The organism is Microbulbifer sp. SAOS-129_SWC (genome assembly GCF_039696035.1).
GTDB lineage: Bacteria > Pseudomonadota > Gammaproteobacteria > Pseudomonadales > Cellvibrionaceae > Microbulbifer.
The window spans coordinates 3,481,365-3,498,981 of the sequence record NZ_CP155567.1; the positions used below are offsets into that span (position 1 = coordinate 3,481,365).

General features: G+C 62.4%; 18 protein-coding genes and 1 tRNA gene. 3 read left to right on the forward strand and 16 right to left on the reverse strand.

What is annotated here, in order from left to right; genetic code table 11:
- Positions 1 to 2: 2 nt before the first annotated feature.
- The 8 genes from ABDK11_RS15020 to rlmE all read right to left on the reverse strand — a co-directional run bounded on the left by ABDK11_RS15020 (position 3) and on the right by rlmE (position 7,631).
- Positions 3 to 521 (reverse strand): hypothetical protein, encoded by a 519-nt coding sequence (locus ABDK11_RS15020; RefSeq protein ID WP_346837329.1) that lies wholly within the window; start codon positions 519 to 521, stop codon positions 3 to 5.
- Positions 522 to 1,133: 612 nt separating this feature from the next.
- Positions 1,134 to 1,219, reverse strand: a tRNA-Leu gene (locus tag ABDK11_RS15025).
- Positions 1,220 to 1,228: 9 nt separating this feature from the next.
- Complete coding sequence (gene secG / locus ABDK11_RS15030) at positions 1,229 to 1,693, reverse strand: preprotein translocase subunit SecG (RefSeq protein ID WP_346837330.1); 465 nt, start codon at positions 1,691 to 1,693, stop codon at positions 1,229 to 1,231.
- Positions 1,694 to 1,771: 78 nt separating this feature from the next.
- Positions 1,772 to 2,506, reverse strand: a complete 735-nt coding sequence (gene tpiA, locus ABDK11_RS15035) for a triose-phosphate isomerase (RefSeq protein ID WP_346837331.1) — start codon at positions 2,504 to 2,506, stop codon at positions 1,772 to 1,774.
- Between the two features lie 93 nt (positions 2,507 to 2,599).
- Positions 2,600 to 3,943, reverse strand: a complete 1,344-nt coding sequence (gene glmM / locus ABDK11_RS15040; protein WP_346837332.1) for a phosphoglucosamine mutase — start codon at positions 3,941 to 3,943, stop codon at positions 2,600 to 2,602.
- Positions 3,944 to 4,015: 72 nt separating this feature from the next.
- Entirely contained in the window at positions 4,016 to 4,861 is an 846-nt protein-coding gene (folP, locus tag ABDK11_RS15045; RefSeq protein WP_346837333.1) for a dihydropteroate synthase, read from the reverse strand.
- 79 nt (positions 4,862 to 4,940) lie between these two features.
- On the reverse strand, positions 4,941 to 6,851 hold the full coding sequence (gene ftsH / locus ABDK11_RS15050; RefSeq protein WP_346837334.1) for an ATP-dependent zinc metalloprotease FtsH: 1,911 nt from the start codon (positions 6,849 to 6,851) through the stop codon (positions 4,941 to 4,943).
- Positions 6,852 to 7,010: 159 nt separating this feature from the next.
- Complete coding sequence (gene rlmE / locus ABDK11_RS15055) at positions 7,011 to 7,631, reverse strand: 23S rRNA (uridine(2552)-2'-O)-methyltransferase RlmE (protein ID WP_346837335.1); 621 nt, start codon at positions 7,629 to 7,631, stop codon at positions 7,011 to 7,013.
- 139 nt (positions 7,632 to 7,770) lie between these two features.
- Here rlmE and ABDK11_RS15060 point away from each other — a divergent pair, with 139 nt between their 5' ends.
- From ABDK11_RS15060 to ABDK11_RS15070, 3 genes are all read left to right on the forward strand, one after another.
- Positions 7,771 to 8,073 carry a YhbY family RNA-binding protein gene (locus ABDK11_RS15060; protein ID WP_346837336.1) on the forward strand — a complete coding sequence of 101 codons (303 nt, stop codon included), beginning with the start codon at positions 7,771 to 7,773 and terminating at the stop codon, positions 8,071 to 8,073.
- A gap of 225 nt (positions 8,074 to 8,298) precedes the next feature.
- Positions 8,299 to 8,895 (forward strand): c-type cytochrome, encoded by a 597-nt coding sequence (locus ABDK11_RS15065; RefSeq protein WP_346837337.1) that lies wholly within the window; start codon positions 8,299 to 8,301, stop codon positions 8,893 to 8,895.
- A 10-nt stretch (positions 8,896 to 8,905) separates the two neighbouring features.
- A complete protein-coding gene (locus ABDK11_RS15070) occupies positions 8,906 to 9,970 on the forward strand; it encodes a c-type cytochrome (protein WP_346837338.1) in 1,065 nt (354 codons plus the stop codon).
- 76 nt (positions 9,971 to 10,046) lie between these two features.
- Here the strand turns inward: ABDK11_RS15070 and ABDK11_RS15075 are convergent, their stop codons facing one another.
- From ABDK11_RS15075 to moaB, 8 genes are all read right to left on the reverse strand, one after another.
- Positions 10,047 to 10,427 (reverse strand): hypothetical protein, encoded by a 381-nt coding sequence (locus tag ABDK11_RS15075; RefSeq protein WP_346837339.1) that lies wholly within the window; start codon positions 10,425 to 10,427, stop codon positions 10,047 to 10,049.
- A gap of 2 nt (positions 10,428 to 10,429) precedes the next feature.
- On the reverse strand, positions 10,430 to 12,052 hold the full coding sequence (locus tag ABDK11_RS15080; protein WP_346837340.1) for a S41 family peptidase: 1,623 nt from the start codon (positions 12,050 to 12,052) through the stop codon (positions 10,430 to 10,432).
- A 68-nt stretch (positions 12,053 to 12,120) separates the two neighbouring features.
- Positions 12,121 to 13,512 (reverse strand): Re/Si-specific NAD(P)(+) transhydrogenase subunit beta, encoded by a 1,392-nt coding sequence (pntB, locus tag ABDK11_RS15085; RefSeq protein WP_346837341.1) that lies wholly within the window; start codon positions 13,510 to 13,512, stop codon positions 12,121 to 12,123.
- Between the two features lie 15 nt (positions 13,513 to 13,527).
- Positions 13,528 to 15,075, reverse strand: coding sequence for a Re/Si-specific NAD(P)(+) transhydrogenase subunit alpha (locus ABDK11_RS15090; RefSeq protein ID WP_346837342.1), 1,548 nt, complete (start codon positions 15,073 to 15,075; stop codon positions 13,528 to 13,530).
- Between the two features lie 764 nt (positions 15,076 to 15,839).
- Positions 15,840 to 16,292, reverse strand: a complete 453-nt coding sequence (gene moaE / locus ABDK11_RS15095) for a molybdopterin synthase catalytic subunit MoaE (RefSeq protein ID WP_346837343.1) — start codon at positions 16,290 to 16,292, stop codon at positions 15,840 to 15,842.
- Positions 16,293 to 16,294: 2 nt separating this feature from the next.
- A complete protein-coding gene (moaD, locus tag ABDK11_RS15100; protein ID WP_346837344.1) occupies positions 16,295 to 16,543 on the reverse strand; it encodes a molybdopterin converting factor subunit 1 in 249 nt (82 codons plus the stop codon).
- Positions 16,540 to 17,070 carry a cyclic pyranopterin monophosphate synthase MoaC gene (gene moaC / locus ABDK11_RS15105; RefSeq protein WP_346840207.1) on the reverse strand — a complete coding sequence of 177 codons (531 nt, stop codon included), beginning with the start codon at positions 17,068 to 17,070 and terminating at the stop codon, positions 16,540 to 16,542. The genes moaD and moaC overlap by 4 nt, the downstream gene beginning before the upstream one ends.
- A complete protein-coding gene (gene moaB, locus ABDK11_RS15110; protein ID WP_346837345.1) occupies positions 17,067 to 17,603 on the reverse strand; it encodes a molybdenum cofactor biosynthesis protein B in 537 nt (178 codons plus the stop codon). Before moaB ends, moaC begins: the two co-directional genes overlap by 4 nt.
- Between the last annotated feature and the right edge of the window lie 14 nt (positions 17,604 to 17,617).

A 17,617-nucleotide genomic window follows, 5' to 3' on the forward strand; every position in this document is an offset into this window, starting at 1 on the left:
GATTACCAGTCCTTGAAATTAATCGCAGACTCGGTACCGGCTATTTTTATCTCGACAAACTTCGGTCCCACGGCCTTGTCCACCTTGTAGCTGGCAGTGGCCTGCCGGTCCTTGCCGGACTCGGACTTACCGATAAAGTGCACCTGCAGTGGGTGGCTTCCCGTCTGCAGATTGCCGGTGTAGATCTTTTGCACACCGCCTTTGTGCAGCGCCTCAATCTCCCTGTAGGTGTACAGGTGATGGGCAACGACTTCGTTGTCGAGGGTAATCTCCACCGACTCCAGATTGAACGCACTGGCGCCTTGCAGGGATACAAAAAATGAAACCTGGGTATTGGACGGGTAGAGTAATTTTTCCTCAAGCTGCGCCAGCTGTGAGGTCAAGCCAATCACGTCTTTCTTGACGCCCTGGATCTGTTCGTCCAGCCCGCGAATTTCATCACGACTGACTTCTTGCGCTGCCTGCGCAAAAGCGACCGACGACAGCAACATGAGTATTGTTAACTGTAGAATTCTGAACATGTTCACTACCTCTGACCCTACCTCTAACAATGAGCGCCGTGGACGCCGCGACCGTTGGTCAGCCGCTGGGAAATTCTCTGTAAACAGGGGCTTTTAGCCTGCGGGATTGTATTGCAATCCGGGTACAGCCATATGTGAGACAGGTCAAATATCGAGCATCCGAGCCAGATCAATTTATCGCGCTGCGGTGACATAGTTTTTCCACCGGCTGGATTTTTTTCTACGCAACGGCCCAGGCATGGCATGCCCGACTACGTTAAAGAGTGATCACGTACGCAATTTTCCGGATCGCCACCGCAAAACTGTGCGCGCTGCACGGTGACCCTGCAGCACAATATCGGCACGCACGCACAGATACGGCTCAGCGGAATTTTTGCCGGTGCGGGCATCAAGTCGCTAAAAGCGAAAGAACAAGAGTATGGAGAATATCCGGCGGGCTACAGAACGGCACCCCTGACACGACCACCGGATGCGCGGCCATTTTTCGCCTTCTGCCCGCAATGGGATCCGCGCACCTTACCGGTGCGCGGTTCGGCACCCGCTGTGCACCGATCCAATAGCAAAATCCGCAGGTAAAAAAAAAAGCATCCGCACTGCGGATGCTTTTCTATGTGGTGCCCAGGGCGGGACTTGAACCCGCACGAGCATAGCTCACTACCCCCTCAAGATAGCGTGTCTACCAATTCCACCACCTGGGCTAAAAACGTTTACTGTTGCGGTTCCTCTTGCTGACCACCCTGCTTGGAAGCCTCACCGGCTTCGGACTTGGGCGCATCGGCGGCCGGAATGTCGTCCGCACTGGGGACGTCCGCTGCCGGCTTGGATTCTTCCATCTGCGGCACGTCGCTCTCGGGCTTCGGTGCAGCTGCAGGTGCAGGTGCAGCCTTCTGCTCGACTGCCGCGGGCGCTTGCGGCAGATCCGCATCGACATTGGTATCGGAGCTGCGCTTTGCCAGCAGTGCCAGGCCGATACTGGTCACGAAAAATACAGTGGCCATGATAGCGGTCAGGCGGGAAAAGAAGTTACCGCTGCCCTGGCTGCCGAAGACTGTCTGTGAAGCACCGGAACCGAAAGAGGCACCCGCTTCAGCACCCTTACCCTGCTGCAGCAGAATCAGGCCGATAATGCTCAGCGCGGTCAGGACGTGTATGACTAAAACCAATTTTTCCATTTTCAGGAAGCCTGCTATTGAGGTTTTCGCAACCTGCGTTCCGGGCCACCGGTAGGGTGCGCCCGCATTTTACATTCTTTACTGTGCGGCGGCGCGGCAGATTTTACCGAATTCTTCCGCATCCAGCGAGGCACCACCTACCAGCGCCCCGTCGATATCCGCCTGTGAAAACAGTGCCGTGGCATTGCCGCTCTTGACGCTGCCTCCGTAGAGGATTCTGACCGCGTCGCCGGCACTGCCGAGGCGTTCGCGGATAAAGCCGTGCACTTCCTGCGCCTGTTCCGGTGTGGCGGTCCTGCCTGTACCGATCGCCCAGACCGGCTCGTAGGCGACAACCGCACGCTTCAGGTCGTCGGCGACCACCCTGTCGAGCACCGCCTGCAGCTGCGCGGCGATAGCATCCAGCGCCCAGCCCTCTTCGCGCTCCTGCAGGGTTTCCCCCACACACAGAATCGGCACCAGGCCGCTTTCCTGCGCGGCGACGAACTTGCTCGCCACCAGCTCGCTGCTTTCGCCGTAGAGGCTGCGGCGCTCCGAGTGGCCCACAATCACATAGCGCGTTTCCACATCCCGCAGCATGGCGGCGGAAACTTCACCGGTGTAAGCACCGGCGGCCTCGTGACTGAGGTTTTGCGCCCCCAGGGCGATGGCTCTGTTCGCCACCCGATCTGCCACCAGGGACAGGTAGGGAAAGGGCGGGCAGATAACCACTTCGGCCCCCGAGTCCTCGAGGTCCAGCGCCGTGAAAAACCCTTCGGCAAACTCGCGGCTGCCGTTCATTTTCCAGTTAGCTGCTACCAGCGGTGTGCGCATGTGTGCTCCTTCAAGGGGCGCAAATCTTAGCGATATTGCCGCCAACATACAACCTGAAATCTGCAATCCGTGCGGGGCGCATTTGCCACCCGCTCAGCTGTTGCCGATTCGTTCCACGACCGCGGCAATCTCCGCGGCCAGCTCTTCCACCTGCGGCTGGTTTTCCCCCTCGACCATGACCCGGATCAGGGGTTCGGTACCGGAGGGGCGCAGCAATACGCGACCGCGCCCGGCCAGGGCACGCTCGGCATCGGCAACGGCGGCGGCGACGTCGGTGTGATCCAGCACGCCGTCGCGATGGGCGAGGTGCACATTGATCATATGCTGGGGCAGCATCTTCATGCGCCCCTTCAGCTGGTGCAGCGGCTCGCCAAAATCAGTCAGCGAGCGCAGTACCTGCAGCGCCGCGATAATGCCATCACCCGTGGTGGTGGCATCGGCACAGATCAGGTGACCGGAAGACTCGCCGCCCAGCGTCCAGCCGTTGGCCTGCATCATTTCCAGCACGTAGCGGTCGCCTACTTTGGCCCGCAGGAACGGGATCTTGCGCTCCTGCATCGCCAGCTCAAAACCGTAGTTGCTCATCTGCGTGCCTACCACGCCGTTACAACCACCGAGGAATTGCTGGCGGTGCAAGGCAATCAGGAACAGCAGCTGGTCGCCGTCCACCAGTTCGCCATTGTGGTCGACAAACAGTACCCGGTCACCGTCGCCATCGAAGGCGATGCCCAGGTCGGCTTCACGCTCCAGCACCGCCTGCTGCAGCCGCTGGGGCTTGGTGGATCCGCACTCGAGGTTGATATTGAGGCCATCCGGGCTAACACCAATAGCCGTCACCTCGGCGCCCAGCTCGCGGAACACCTTTGGCGCAATGTGATAGGTGGCGCCATTGGCGCAGTCGAGGACGATATTCATCCCGTCCAGGGAGAAGCCCCAGGGGGTCGAGGCCTTGCAGAATTCGATATAACGCGACGCGGCATCGTCGCTGCGCCAGGCCTTACCCAGGTTGGCGGCAGTGGTCATCGGCAGTTCCAGCGCGGCCTCGATATCGTGCTCCACCTGATCCGGCAGCTTGCTGCCGCTGGCGCTGAAGAACTTGATGCCGTTGTCCTGATAGGGGTTGTGGGACGCGCTGATCACGATCCCCGCCTGGGCGTGGAAAGTGCGGGTCAAGTAGGCGATGGCCGGCGTCGGCATCGGCCCCAGCAGGCCCACGTCCACGCCGGCGTTGATCAGCCCCGCCTCCAGCGCAGCCTCGAACATATAGCCGGACACTCGCGTGTCCTTGCCAATCAGAATGCTCGGGCGCTTGCCGCTGGCCATCTGTCCGAACACCTTGCCGGCGGCATAACCGAGGCGCAGCATGAAGTCAGGAGTGATCGCCCCCTCACCCACGCGGCCGCGGATTCCATCGGTACCGAAATATTGTCTCGCCATCCTTACCACTCTATGTCGACATCTTTGTGTCTATCTTGTTCGGCGTCACGCCGCCATGCCCAACCGCAGTAATCAGTCGGGGTTATCCACCAGCTGCTGCATCCTGAGCACGTCTACCGTGGCGGCAACATCGTGCACGCGCACAATTCTCGCGCCGCGCTGGGCGGCCAGCATGGCCAGGGCCAGGCTGCCCGGCAGGCGTTCGTCCACGTTGCGCTCCAGCAGCCGACCCACCATCGATTTACGCGACATCCCCACCAGCAGCGGGATATCCGCCGGCGCCAACTGGGGCAGGTGGCGCAACAGCGCCAGGTTGTGTTGATCGGTCTTGCCAAACCCGAAGCCCGGATCAAACAGCAGCCGCTGCCGCGGTATACCGACGGCCACACAGGCCTCGGCCCGCGCCAGCAGGTAAGCACCCACTTCGGCCACCACATCGTCGTACTCAGGCTCCCGCTGCATATTGCCGGGCTGCCCCCGCATATGCATCAGGCACACCGGCAAACCGCTGGCGGCAGCGGCCTCCAGCGCACCCGGACGCTCGAGCGCGCGCACGTCGTTGACCAGGCCGGCACCGGCAGCCGCGCTGGCTTCGATTACCGCCGGCGTACTGGTATCCACTGAAATCACCACATCCAGCTCGGCGGCAATGGCCTCGACCACCGGCACCACGCGCGCCAGCTCTTCGTCGGGGGAAACCGCCGCTGCGCCCGGGCGGGTGGATTCACCGCCCACATCGATGATCGACGCACCCTCGCGCACCATCTGCCGCGCACGCTCCAGCGCCAGCTGCGTATCCAGAGTGCCGCTGGCGTAGTAACTGCCACCGTCGGAAAAGGAATCCGGGGTGGCGTTGAGGATGCCCATCACAACCGGGCGGGTCAGATCCAGTGTGCGCTTGCCGCAGAGTAATTTCATAAGCCAATAAAAAAACGGAACGCTGACTGCGGAAGGAATGAATTCATTCCGCAGTCAGCGTTCCGCATTCATTCTTCTGTTACTGATGTCCGTTGAGCGGGCCGCCTACCGGGTTGCCCTTGTCCGCTTCGTCGCCCGAGCCGGCTTCACCGACAGAGCCGCTGCCGCCGTCGAAATCACTGTTGTGCCAGTCTCGCGGCGGACGCACCTTGCGCCGCGCCATCAGGTCGTCCACCTGCTCCGCGTCAAGGGTTTCGTATTCCATCAGCGCATCTTTCATCGCCTCGAGAATATCGCGGTTGTCTTCCAACAGCTTGTGCGCGCGGGTGTAACAGTCGTCGATAATGCGGCGCACCTCGGTGTCGATGTCGTTGGAGGTGTTGCCGGACACCGAGCTGCCCTGGCCGGGCTGACCGTGCTCGTCTTCGCCGTAGTGCAACGGCCCGAGCTTCTCCGACAGGCCCCATTTGGTGACCATGTTGCGCGCCAGCTGGGTGGCCCGCTCGATATCGTTGGAGGCGCCGGTAGTCACGCCCTCCAGGCCGAGGGTCATTTCCTCGGCGATACGGCCGCCGAACAGGGAACACAGCTGCGACTCGATCGCGCGTTTGGACAGGCTGTACTTGTCCTCTTCCGGCAGGAACTGGGTCACCCCCAGGGCGCGGCCGCGCGGGATAATGGTGACCTTGTGCACCGGATCGTGTTCCGGCACCAGGCGGCCGATAATCGCGTGGCCGGCCTCGTGGTAGGCGGTATTGATCTTCTCTTTCTCGTTCATGACCATCGATTTGCGCTCGGCGCCCATCATGATCTTGTCGCGGGCGCGCTCGAACTCTTCCATGGTCACCACGCGGCGATTGGCGCGCGCGGCGAACAGCGCCGCCTCATTGACCAGGTTGGCCAGGTCGGCACCGGAGAAGCCAGGTGTACCGCGGGCGATGGTCTGCGCATCCACCTGCTCGCCGACCGGCACCTTGCGCATATGCACCTTGAGAATCTGTTCGCGACCGCGGATATCCGGCAGGCCGACGAAGACCTGGCGGTCGAAGCGCCCCGGACGCAGCAGCGCGTGGTCGAGCACGTCGGGCCGGTTGGTGGCGGCGATGACGATCACCCCCTCACTGCCCTCGAAACCGTCCATTTCCACCAGCAGCTGGTTCAGCGTCTGTTCGCGCTCGTCGTGACCGCCGCCAACACCGGCACCCCGGTGGCGACCGACGGCGTCGATCTCATCGATAAAGATGATGCACGGGGCCTGCTTCTTGGCCTGTTCGAACATGTCGCGCACGCGCGATGCACCCACGCCGACGAACATCTCGACGAAGTCGGAACCGGAAATGGAGAAAAACGGCACCTTGGCCTCGCCGGCGATGGCCTTGGCCAGCAGTGTCTTACCGGTACCGGGCGGCCCGCACATCAATACGCCGCGGGGGATATTGCCGCCCAGGCGCTGGAATTTGGTCGGATCGCGCAGGAACTCCACCAGTTCCTGCACCTCTTCCTTGGCTTCGTCCACACCCGCCACGTCGGCAAAGGTGGTCTTGATCTGGTCTTCGCCCAACAGGCGCGCCTTGCTCTTGCCAAAAGCCATGGGGCCGGAGCGACCGCCGGCACCGCCCTGCATCTGGCGCATGAAGAACATGAACACCGCAATGATGATCAGGATCGGGAAACTGGCCACCAGCAGCTGCTGCCAGATGCTCGGGGACTCGGGTTCACGGCCGACGAACTTGACGTTGTTGCGCACCAGCTCGTTGGTCAGCTCGTCGTCGATAATCTGTGGCTGGATGGTCTTGAAGTGAGTGCCATCGGATTTCTCGCCGGTAATCACCAGGCCGTTGACCACGACACTGTTTACCTCACCGGACTGTACATCCTGCACAAATTCGGAGTAGCTGAGGGACTCATCCCGGGACTGCGGCTTGAAATTCTGGAACACCATCAGCAGTACCGCCGCGATGATCAACCACAGTACAAGGTTTTTCGCCATATCGTTCAAAGGGGTCGCCCTCTTGCGTTAAGCACTCAAATCCATTCCCACCAGTATAGGCCCGCCGTTGCGCGGCCCGGCGCCGGGGCGCCGAATACGCTTATACCACATCCGCGGTACCGGTCAGAAATGGACAGCTATCAATTTCGTTCGGTGGGGTCAGCCCTTAAAGCCCCGCGCCACCACATAGACCTCCCGCGAGCGCGGTCTGGATGCACCCGGCTTGCGGGTCACCACACTGCTGTAGCTGCCGCGCAGCTCGCGGATCAGCTCGTCGAAGCCCTCGCCCTGGAAGACCTTGGCGACGAAAGCCCCGCCCGGTTTCAGCACCTGGCGCGCCATATCCACGGCCAGTTCCACCAGGTACATGGAGGCCGGCTGGTCCACAGCCCGCACACCACTCATATTGGGGGCCATATCGGAAATCACAAGGTCGGCGCGCTCTTCACCCAGCCGCTCCAGCAACTGGTTCAGCACCGCCTCCTCGGTGAAATCCCCCTGCACGAAGTCGACCCCGGCCAGGGGATCCATCGGCAGGATGTCGGAGGCCAGCACGCGACCCTTGTGACCCACCAGTTCCATCGCCACCTGGGACCAGCCGCCGGGTGCCGCCCCCAGGTCCACAACGGTCATGCCGGGCTTGATCAGCCGGTCCTTGTCCTGCAGTTCCTGCAGCTTGTAGCTGGCACGAGAGCGATAGCCCTCTTTCTGTGACTGTTTGACATAGTGGTCATTGAAATGTTCGCGCAGCCAGCGGTGACTGCTCTTTGATCGGCCCATCGGGTACAATACCTGGAGTTACATCAGCTTTCACAGGAGCGGCCCATGGCTGCGATCGGCGGGCACCGGGCCCGAAATCGATCGCGGCCATGGGCCGCTCCTACAATCAATTATCCATCAAGTGGTAACGGAGTATTGTATGCCTTTAACGGCCGACCGTAAAAAAGCCCTGCGCACATTGGGCCACAACCTCAAGCCGGTGGTGACTGTCGCCGGCAAGGGCCTGACTGAAGGTGTGCTGGAGGAGCTGAACCGGGCGCTGGAAGATCACGAACTGATCAAGGTCAAGCTGGTGGTAGCCGACCGCGAGCTGCGCCACCAGGTCATCGGCGAGTTGTGCGACAAGAGCGGCGCCGAGCTGGTGCAGGAAATCGGCAAGATCGCGCTGATCTACCGCGCCGCGGAAAAGCCCAACGCCCGCCTCTCCAACCTGCTGCGCTGAACCCGGCGCCCCACTGCGCCCCGGCCGAGAGCGGGGCGCAAGACCGGCCCTGCCCCGGCTTCCCCCCTGCTGATGCCTTCACTCCCCCCCCCTGTTGACGCAATAGTCATCAACCGAAGTGGCAATTCGCGCCACCTGCCTTACCAGCGCCAGGGGCGTTGTTTATAGTCGGGATTCATCCTCTCAGCCCGCACGATCAGCGGAGATGCCGCCGGGAAAAAGCCCATGCGAACAGCCATTTTTCTGTCACTCTCCACACTGCTGGCGGCTGCGCCGCTGGCCGCCGACCTGCCCAAACAGGCGAAAGTCTGCGCCGGCTGCCACGGCGAGCAGGGCCAGGGGATGAAAAATCTCGGTCCGCGCCTGGCCGGGCTGCCGGCGCGATACCTGCAGCGCCAGGTCAAGCTGTTCCGGGACGGCAGCCGCCAGAACGTCACCATGCACGCCATGGCCATGACCATCAGCGGAGAGCCTCTGCAGCAGGTCGCCAGCTACTTCGCCGCACAACCGGTGGCGCCGGTCACCCCGGTGCGGCGCGGCGAGCAGGTGGTCTTTACAGACCCGTCAGCGAAGCTTGTCTATCAGGGCGACTGGTCGCGTACCCTGCCCGCCTGCGCCACCTGCCACGGCCCTGCCACACTCGGCGCCGGCCAGATACCACGACTCGCCGGCCAACAGGCGGATTACCTGAAGACCCAGCTGCTCGCCTGGCAGCAGGGCAAGCGCAAGGGCGATCCCGACAACATCATGGGCAACATCGCCAACAAGCTCTCGGGCGCCGAGATCGACGCCCTTTCCACCTACCTCGCCAACCTGAAGTGAGGAGACGGCCGTGAAACATTCTCTACCAATGCTTGTTGGCACCGCTCTGTGCAGCGGCATCCTCTGCGCGCAGGAGCTCCCCGACCGCCAACCGCAACTGCCGGCAGAACCCAAGGCGCACGCGCAGGCGTACCTGGCGCCCCGTGCGCTGGGCAAGATCCCCGCCGGCTCCTTTGGCGACAAGGTCCGCTACGGCTACCAGCTGTTCGTCAACACCCAGCAGCTGCGCGGCAAAAGCGTGGGCAACGCGCTCAACTGCAGTAACTGCCATATGGACGCCGGCCGCCGCGCCAATGCGGCGCCCATGTGGGCCGCCTACTTCGCCTACCCCGCCTACCGCAAAAAAAATGACAAGGTGAACAGCTACCAGGAGCGCCTGCAGGGCTGTATGACCTATTCGATGAATGGCAAGCCGCCACCGCTGGGCAGCCCCGAACTGGTGGCCCTGTCCGCCTACTCCTACTGGCTGGCGATGGGTGCGCTGATGGACAAATACGGCGTGCCCGGCCCGGTGCCGAAGCTGAGCGACGAAGAACTGTTAAAGGGGGGAAAACGGGATGACTTCCCGCTACCGGAGCAGATCGCTAAAGTGCTACCGGTAGACCAGCGCGCCAAACTGCCCGGGCGCGGCTACCCACTGGTGAAAAAGCCCGCCGACGGCTATTCCCCCCGGCGCGGCGCCACCGTCTACCGCCAGCACTGCCAGCTGTGCCACGGCGCCGACGGCCAGGGCTACGCCAGTGCCGGCGTCCCGGCGCTGCCACCGCTATGGGGGCCCGACAGTTTCAACTGGGGCGCGGGCATGCACCGGGTCAACACCGCGGCCTACTTCATTCACGAGAATATGCCGCTGGGCAAAAGCATCCAGCTGACCCCGCAGCAGGCCTGGGACGTGGCCGCCTACATCAACGCACAGGAACGGCCACAGGATCCGCGCTATCAGGGCGATGTGGAAAAATTGCGCCAGCGCTACCACCAGCACGCGGGTTATTACGGCCAGCGCGTCGACGGCAAGCCGGTCCTGGGCAGCGATGCCTACCCCAACTTCCCGCAGCCGCAGAAGGGTGGTAACTGAAGCGCGGAAGAAGCATCCCGGAAAACCGGGCTTTGGAGCAGCAGCGACAGGCGGCGACCCGGTGTCCTTCTGCCGCCTACTGTTCCGCGGCGCACTCGGCGCCCTCGAGCACCCAGCGCTGGCCGCTGGGCAGCTGCTGCAGGTAGCAGTTTCCGCCGCCGAGAAACAGCCGGAACTGCGCCGGTGCGCCCGGATCGCGCCCCTGGATCAGGCGCCCGCCGGCATCCCGCGGCTGTGCGCGTTCGATCAGCAGCAGGCTCTCGCGGGTCAGCGCGTCGTCTGCCAGGGTCACCGGCACGCCGTGCAGGGCTTCGGACACCACCTGCTGCAACTGCGCACGCACGGCCGTTGTCGGCGCCACCAGCAGCGCCGGCACCGGCGCACCGGCCGCGGGTTGCGAACCACAGGCGGCCAGCAGCAGTGGCGCCAGCAAGTAGAGTGTACGTTTCAACGACATATTCACCTCACCATGATCCGGTTACTGCGCCACAGAGGTTTGCTCACCCGCGCGCCGCCAGCGGACAGCGACGAACCCACGGCACCGCTGCTGTAGGCGGAAGCCGACAGGGTCCCGCAGCTGCCGGTTTCGATATGGTAGATCGCGGTAGCCAGGCGTCCCTCACTCTCGTCCCCGAGCAGGTGATCGAAGTCGTCGCCCACCTTGCAGCCATGCACATCGGCGTCGGTGCCGGTGGTACCCGCCGGCACAAAGCCATCGGTGTAGTCACCGAAGCCGCTGGCATTCACCCCCTTGAATTGAATGGTGAAATACATGGTGCCGCAATTGTCGAGGCCATAGAAACCGTAGGGCTTGCCGCAAGTGGTGGCGCCGATCAGCACCACATCCACCCCCACACCGCGCAGGCTGTTGATGATTGATTCGCTGGCAGAGCAGGTGCTGCTGCCGGACAGCACGTACACGCGCGGCAGGTTCAGGGACGGCAGCGGCAGGTCTGCCTGGGTACCGACGTTGCCGGAGGTCACCGTGTAGAACGGCATCGGCTGCAGAGGCTGGTCGGTGACCGGGTCCGTGGTCGGGTGCTGGTCATTCCAGACAACCTGCTCGAACGGCTGACCGGCGGTGGGCATATCGCCGGCGATCATATAGGCGAGCTGACTGGCGATATACAGGTAACCACCGCTGTTGTAGCGCAGATCCAGCACCAGCTCGTCCACGCCCCAGTCACCCAGCTGATTGACCGCATCGATCAGTGCCGGCTCGGCGGTGGCGATGTGGTCGTTGAACAACAGGTAGCCAATGCGCTTGCCGGTAGTGGCGTTGTCAAAATACTCCACATGTTGCACCGGTTTGGACGCGTTGGCGGCGGCGGTCAGGGTTACGGTAACCGAGTCGGTGGCGCCCAGCGGCCGTATTTCGAAACTGTGCTGCTCGTCCGCCTGCGCGGGCCACATACCCGCATTGAGCGTATCCACATCGTTGCTGTAGGCCAGGTCGACGCCATCCACTGTCAACACCTCCGCGCCGCGGGTGATGTTCACCGGCTGGCCGTTGCTGTCGACCACCTCCAGCGGCGCGCCGGAGTCGGTATAGGCCACCACCGCGCGCCGCGGTGGCTCCAGGCTGACCAGCGCCCACTGCAGGCCGTAACCGACAAATACCCCGGACTGCGTCTGCGCGTTCCACTGCTCGGTGGGCACCGTGTAGTGAAAGCGGTCCTTTTGGTTGCCGCTCGGGGTCAGGGCGAAGGTTTTCAGCTGTGCGAAATAATCGAGGGAATCGTCGAAGTCGGCGGGATCGATATCCTCGATCTCGTCGTACCACAGGTACAGTTCGTGACTCATGGAGCGCAGCCAGTTGTTCTCATCCAGCCGCGTTCCCTTGACGTCTCCATAGGGGTCGCCGTTCGCGTCGGTGCCGCTGCGCGGTGACACACAGCGGTTGGCAAAGGTCGAGGCGGGCAGGAAATTACCAGGCTGCCAGTTGGTGTCAGTGCCACTGTCCGTAGCAGTGGTCGGGTTATTGCCGCCTCCGCCACCACCGCCTCCACCACAGGCGGCAAGCGCGATGACGGAACAGCAGATCAGGGCGGCCAGCAGCGGGCGGCGCGGGAAAACCTCCATGTGAACAGACTCCAGTTTTTTATTATTGGAATCCGCGAGGTTACCACATCGCCGCCCAGCGGCGACGCTCAGCCGTTCAGCTTGCCGATCACCGCCTGCAGGCTGTCCTTGGCATCACCGAACAGCATGCGCGCGTTGTCCTTGTAGAACAGCGGGTTGGCAACGCCGGCGTAGCCGGAGGCCATGGAGCGCTTCAGCACCACGACTTTACCGGCCTTCCAGCATTCCAGCACTGGCATACCGGCAATGGGCGAGCCGGGCTTCTCCACCGCGTCCGGGTTGACCGTGTCGTTGGCACCGATCACCAGTACTAGGTCGGTATCGGGGAAATCGTCGTTGATCTCCTCCATCTCCAGCACGATGTCGTAGGGCACGTTGGCCTCGGCCAGCAGCACGTTCATATGTCCGGGCAGGCGACCGGCCACCGGGTGAATGCCGAAGCGTACCGTTTTGCCCTGCTTGCGCAGCTTGTCAGTCAGGTCGCTCACCGCCTGCTGGGCGTGAGCGACAGCCATGCCGAAGCCGGGCACGATGATGATACTATCGGCAGCATCCAGATCCGCAGCGACTTCATCGACGCTGGTCTCCACCACTTCGCCTTCGATCTCACCCTCGGCCACTTCGCCGCCGCCGGAACCGAAGCCGCCCAGAATCACGCTGACAAACGAGCGGTTCATACCCGCACACATGATGTAACTGAGGATGGCACCGGAGGAACCGACCAAGGCGCCGACCACAATCAGCAGGTCGTTGCTGAGCATAAAACCGGTCGCCGCCGCGGCCCAGCCCGAGTAGCTGTTCAGCATCGAGATGACCACCGGCATATCGGCACCGCCGATCGCCGCGATCAGGTGAATACCCAGCAGCAGCGCAATCGATGTCATCACCAGCAGCTCGATCGTGCTGGCCGCGCCGCGCTCTGCCGGGATAAACAGCACCCCCAGCACCACGCAGCCGAGCAGGGCCGCCAGGTTGAGCCAGTGGCGCGCGGGCAGCATCAGCGGTTTACCGGAAATCAGCCCCTGCAGCTTGCCGAAGGCGACCACGGAACCGGTCAGGGTGATGGCGCCGATAAAAATACCCACATAGATCTCGGTGTGGTGCACCAGTTGCTCGGCGCCGTGCAGGGACATCCGCGGATCGAGGAAACCGCCCCAGCCGATCAGCACCGCCGCCAGGCCGACAAAGGTGTGCAGCAGCGCCACCATTTGCGGCATCTGCGTCATCGCTACGCGCCGGGCCAACAGCACGCCGATCACTGCGCCCACCGCCATGGCGATGGCCACCATCCAATAAGCACCGCTGGCGATACCGGCGATGGTGGCGACAATGGCCACCGCCATGCCCACCATGCCGTAAATGTTGCCACGCCGCGCCGTCTCGTGACTGGAAAGCCCGCCGAGACTGAGGATAAACATCATCGCGGAGAAGAGATAAGCCATGGAAATCATACCGTTCATTATTCTCTCTCCCCCTTAGCGCCGAAACATTTTCAGCATGCGGTAGGTGACCAAAAAGCCACCAAAAATATTAATACTCGCCACCAGCACAGCGACAAATGCCAGCAGGGTCACCAGACCGGAGTCGGTCGCGCCGACCTGTAATAGCGCCCCGACAATAACGATGCCGGAAATCGCGTTGGTGACACTCATCAATGGCGTGTGCAGCGCGTGGGTCACATTCCAGATCACTTGCCAGCCGACAAAGATTGCCAGTACAAACACGGTGAAATGGGAAACGAAATCCGGCGGTGCCACACGGCCGAGCCACAGCAGCAAGCCGCCGGCCACGAGCCAGAACAACAGGAACGACAGCGGCGAAGTTTTCTTCTCGACTTTCTCCTGCGCCGCCCGGGGTGCCGCAGCCTTCTGCGGTGCCGGCTTGGGCTGCGCGCTCACCTTGGGCGCGGGCGGCGGCCAGGTGATTTCCCCGGCCCTGACCACAGTGGCACCGCGAATCACCTCATCGTCGAAATCGAGAGCAATCTCGCCATTCTTCTCCGGGGTCAGCTCGCTGAGCAGATGCACCAGGTTGGTGGCGTAGAGGCGCGAGGACTGGGTCGCGGCGCGGCTCGGCAGGTTGGTGTAGCCGATAATGGTGACACCGCTCTTGACCACCTTCTCACCGGGCTCGGTGTAATCGCAGTTGCCGCCGTTCTCCGCCGCCAGGTCGACGACCACCGAGCCGTCGGCCATCGAGTCGACCATATCCGCCAGCCACAGCTTCGGCGCCGGCTTGCCGGGAATCAGCGCGGTGGTGATGACGATATCCACCTCTTGGGCCTGCTCGCGGAACAGCGCCATCTCCGCATCGATAAACTCTTTGGACATTACCTTGGCGTAGCCGCCACCACCGGAGCCCTCTTCCTCGATGTCCACGGTGAGGAATTCTGCCCCCATGGATTCCACCTGTTCGCGCACCTCGGCGCGGGTGTCGAAGGCGCGCACAATCGCGCCCATGCTTTTCGAGGTACCGATCGCCGACAGCCCGGCCACACCAGCGCCGATCACCAGCACCTTGGCCGGCGGAATCTTGCCGGCGGCGGTAATCTGCCCGGTAAAGAAGCGACCGAAATTGTGCGCCGCCTCGATCACCGCGCGATAGCCGGCGATATTCGCCATGGAGCTGAGCGCATCCATTTTCTGCGCGCGGGAAATACGCGGGACGGACTCCACCGCCAGGGCGTTGATATTTTTTTCCGCGAGTTGCTGCAGCAGCGCATAGTTCTGCGCCGGCTTCAGGAAGGCCACCAGAGTTGCGCCCTCGGGGATCAGTTCGAGCTCGGCCTCATTCGGCGCCTGCACCTTGAGTACCAGGCCGGCCCCCTGTAGGCAGGCTTGAATATTTTCACGGATTTCAGCACCGGCCTCAGCGTAGGCATCGTCGGCAAAGCTGGCCGCCGCCCCCGCTCCGCTTTCCACCACGACGGAAAAACCCAGGTCGCGCAACCGCCGCACGCTGTCTGGAGTGGCCGCTACCCGCGCCTCCCCGGCCGCGCTCTCTTTTGGAATGGCTATGATCACCGCTTTGCTCCCTCAGTAAGATGGCTCTGTTGTATTTATATACCGCCGACTCGCTACGCTTCCCGTTGTTCGAATCGCCGTTTGCGCAATACCGCGAGAGTTTCTCCCTGCGGGTTCACAGCGCTTCATGCCGGCATAGCGCCAGCCGCTGCACTTCCTGTGCAGCTGTGTGCCCAACGGTTTTCCGCTGGAAAAATCATTGCGAATGTAACGATTAATCTGACACCCCGATCAAACCCACTATCTATCCGCCACTTCCATTGGGGCGATTTTTTTTGGCCGGTTTTCAAAAGGGGCTGAAAATTCTATACATAGCTTAACGGCAATAAAAGAATATTAAACCGCACTTCATATAAGATTTATCAATAATGGAATTAGCGCCAGCCTATAGTGACCGCACCGCGGGGCCTGCCAATACTTTCACATGAAACAGCTGCGATTTGTGATCATTTTTAGCAGATAAATCAACGCCCACGCACAGTTACCATTGTGACTGTGCAGATATGCACAAATAAATAATGGGAAGTGGCGCGATAACTAACCGAACTGTAATTGAATTACCGTCAAAACGCGCTGCCAGCTTTGTTGCAAGCGAATATTCGGCAACAAAAACACGGATATTGACGATAGATTCAGGAATATTGATAAACACTATCGCGGTTATGGAGCCCGGCTACATAATAAGCCGCCGCGTAATAGCGCTCTTCCCGGCGCAATAAGACCGTCATCGCGGAGATCACTGGTTCACTGATCGTGACACCCGGCTACCACTTCTCCAGCGCGTCATGATCGCTCTGGCGCGCCTCGACCCAGCGCTCGCCGTCGGGTCCGCTTTCCTTTTTCCAGAAAGGCGCTTCGGTCTTGAGCCAGTCGATCATAAATCCGCAGGCATCCAGGGCCGCCTGGCGATGCGGTGCGCTGGCGCCGACAAAGACGATATCCTCACCCGGCTCCAGCACACCGACACGGTGCACGATGCGCGCGCGGCCGAGATCCCAGCGCGCGCTGGCGCGCTCGGCAACCTCGTGCAAGACCTTTTCGGTCATGCCCGGATAGTGCTCCAGCTCCAGGCGCTGCACAGACTGGCTGAGGTTCAGGTCCCGCACCGAACCGACGAACATGGCGGCAGCGCCGTCGGCACGATTGTCCGCGCGCAACTGCGCATACTCCGCGCCCACATCGAAGGGCGCGCGCTGCACCGCGATACTGATCGCCACGCTCAACCCCCGGTGACCGGCGGGAAGAAGGCCACCTCGTCACCGGCGGCAACGACGCTGTCGGGCCGCGCCATTTCGCGGTTGCGCGCCATCTGCAGGCGCTCGTCGGCCAATGCCTTGCGCCAGGCATCACCGCGCTCGCTCAGCTGCCGGCGCAGCTCCGCCAGGCTGTCGCAGGCGTCGGCGGGCACGTTGATCTCGCTGCAGCCGAGCTGCTCGCGCAGGCCGGCAAAAAACAGAACCCGTATCACCAGTCGCCCTCCTCTTGATTCGGCGCCTGATTCCCCGCCGCCACTTCCGCTTCGCTGCGCCGCCACAGGCCGCGCTTGCCGCCGAGCTTTTCCGCCAGGCGCGTGTGCAAGATTTCCATCGCGGGATCCATCGCCTTGCACATATCGTAAATGGTCAGTGCCGCCACCGACGCCGCCGTCAGCGCCTCCATCTCGACCCCGGTGCGCCCGGCCAGCTTGCACAAGCTGGTGACCCGCACTCCGCAGCGCTCGCGGTCCAGCTCGAAGTCCACCTGCACCTTGGTCAACGCCAGCGGATGGCACAGCGGGATCAGCTCGGCGGTTTTCTTGGCCGCCTGGATACCGGCAATGCGCGCCGTGGCCAGCACATCGCCCTTCTTGTTCTGGCCCTCGCACAACTGCACGAAAGCCTCGGTGCTCATACAGATCAGGGATTCGGCGCGGGCGCTGCGCTCGGTGACGGCCTTGTCGGTGACATCCACCATGCTCGCTTCACCGCGACGGTTCAGATGGGTCAGCATGCTCAGCTCCGGCCATTGGGCGCCAGCAGGTGCGCGACAAAGTTACAGGGTTTAAAGCTGGCATCCAGCTGCTCGCCGAGGATCTTGTCCCAGGCGGTGCGACAGGCGCCGGTGGAACCCGGCATACAACAGATCAGCGTGTTGTTGGCGAGGCCCGCCAGGGCGCGGGACTGGATCGTGGAGGAACCAATCTCGTCAAAGGACACGGCGCGGAACAGCTCGCCGAAGCCCTCCACCTGCTTGTCGAACAGCGGCGCCAGCGCCTCCGGGGTGGAGTCGCGGCCGCTGAAGCCGGTGCCGCCGGTGGTCAGTACCACCTGGATGGCGGGGTCGGCGATCCACCGGGAGACCTGCGCGCGCAGCTGGTAGATATCATCCGGGGCGATCTGCTTGTCCGCCAGCGTGTGCCCGGCGCGCTGCAGCACCTCGGCCAGGTACTGGCCGGAGGTGTCATTGGCCTCGGTGCGGGTATCGGAAACGGTCAGCACGGCAATATTCAGCGCCGCACTGCCCGCGTTGATTTCACTGTGTGTCGACATACTCACTCACTGTC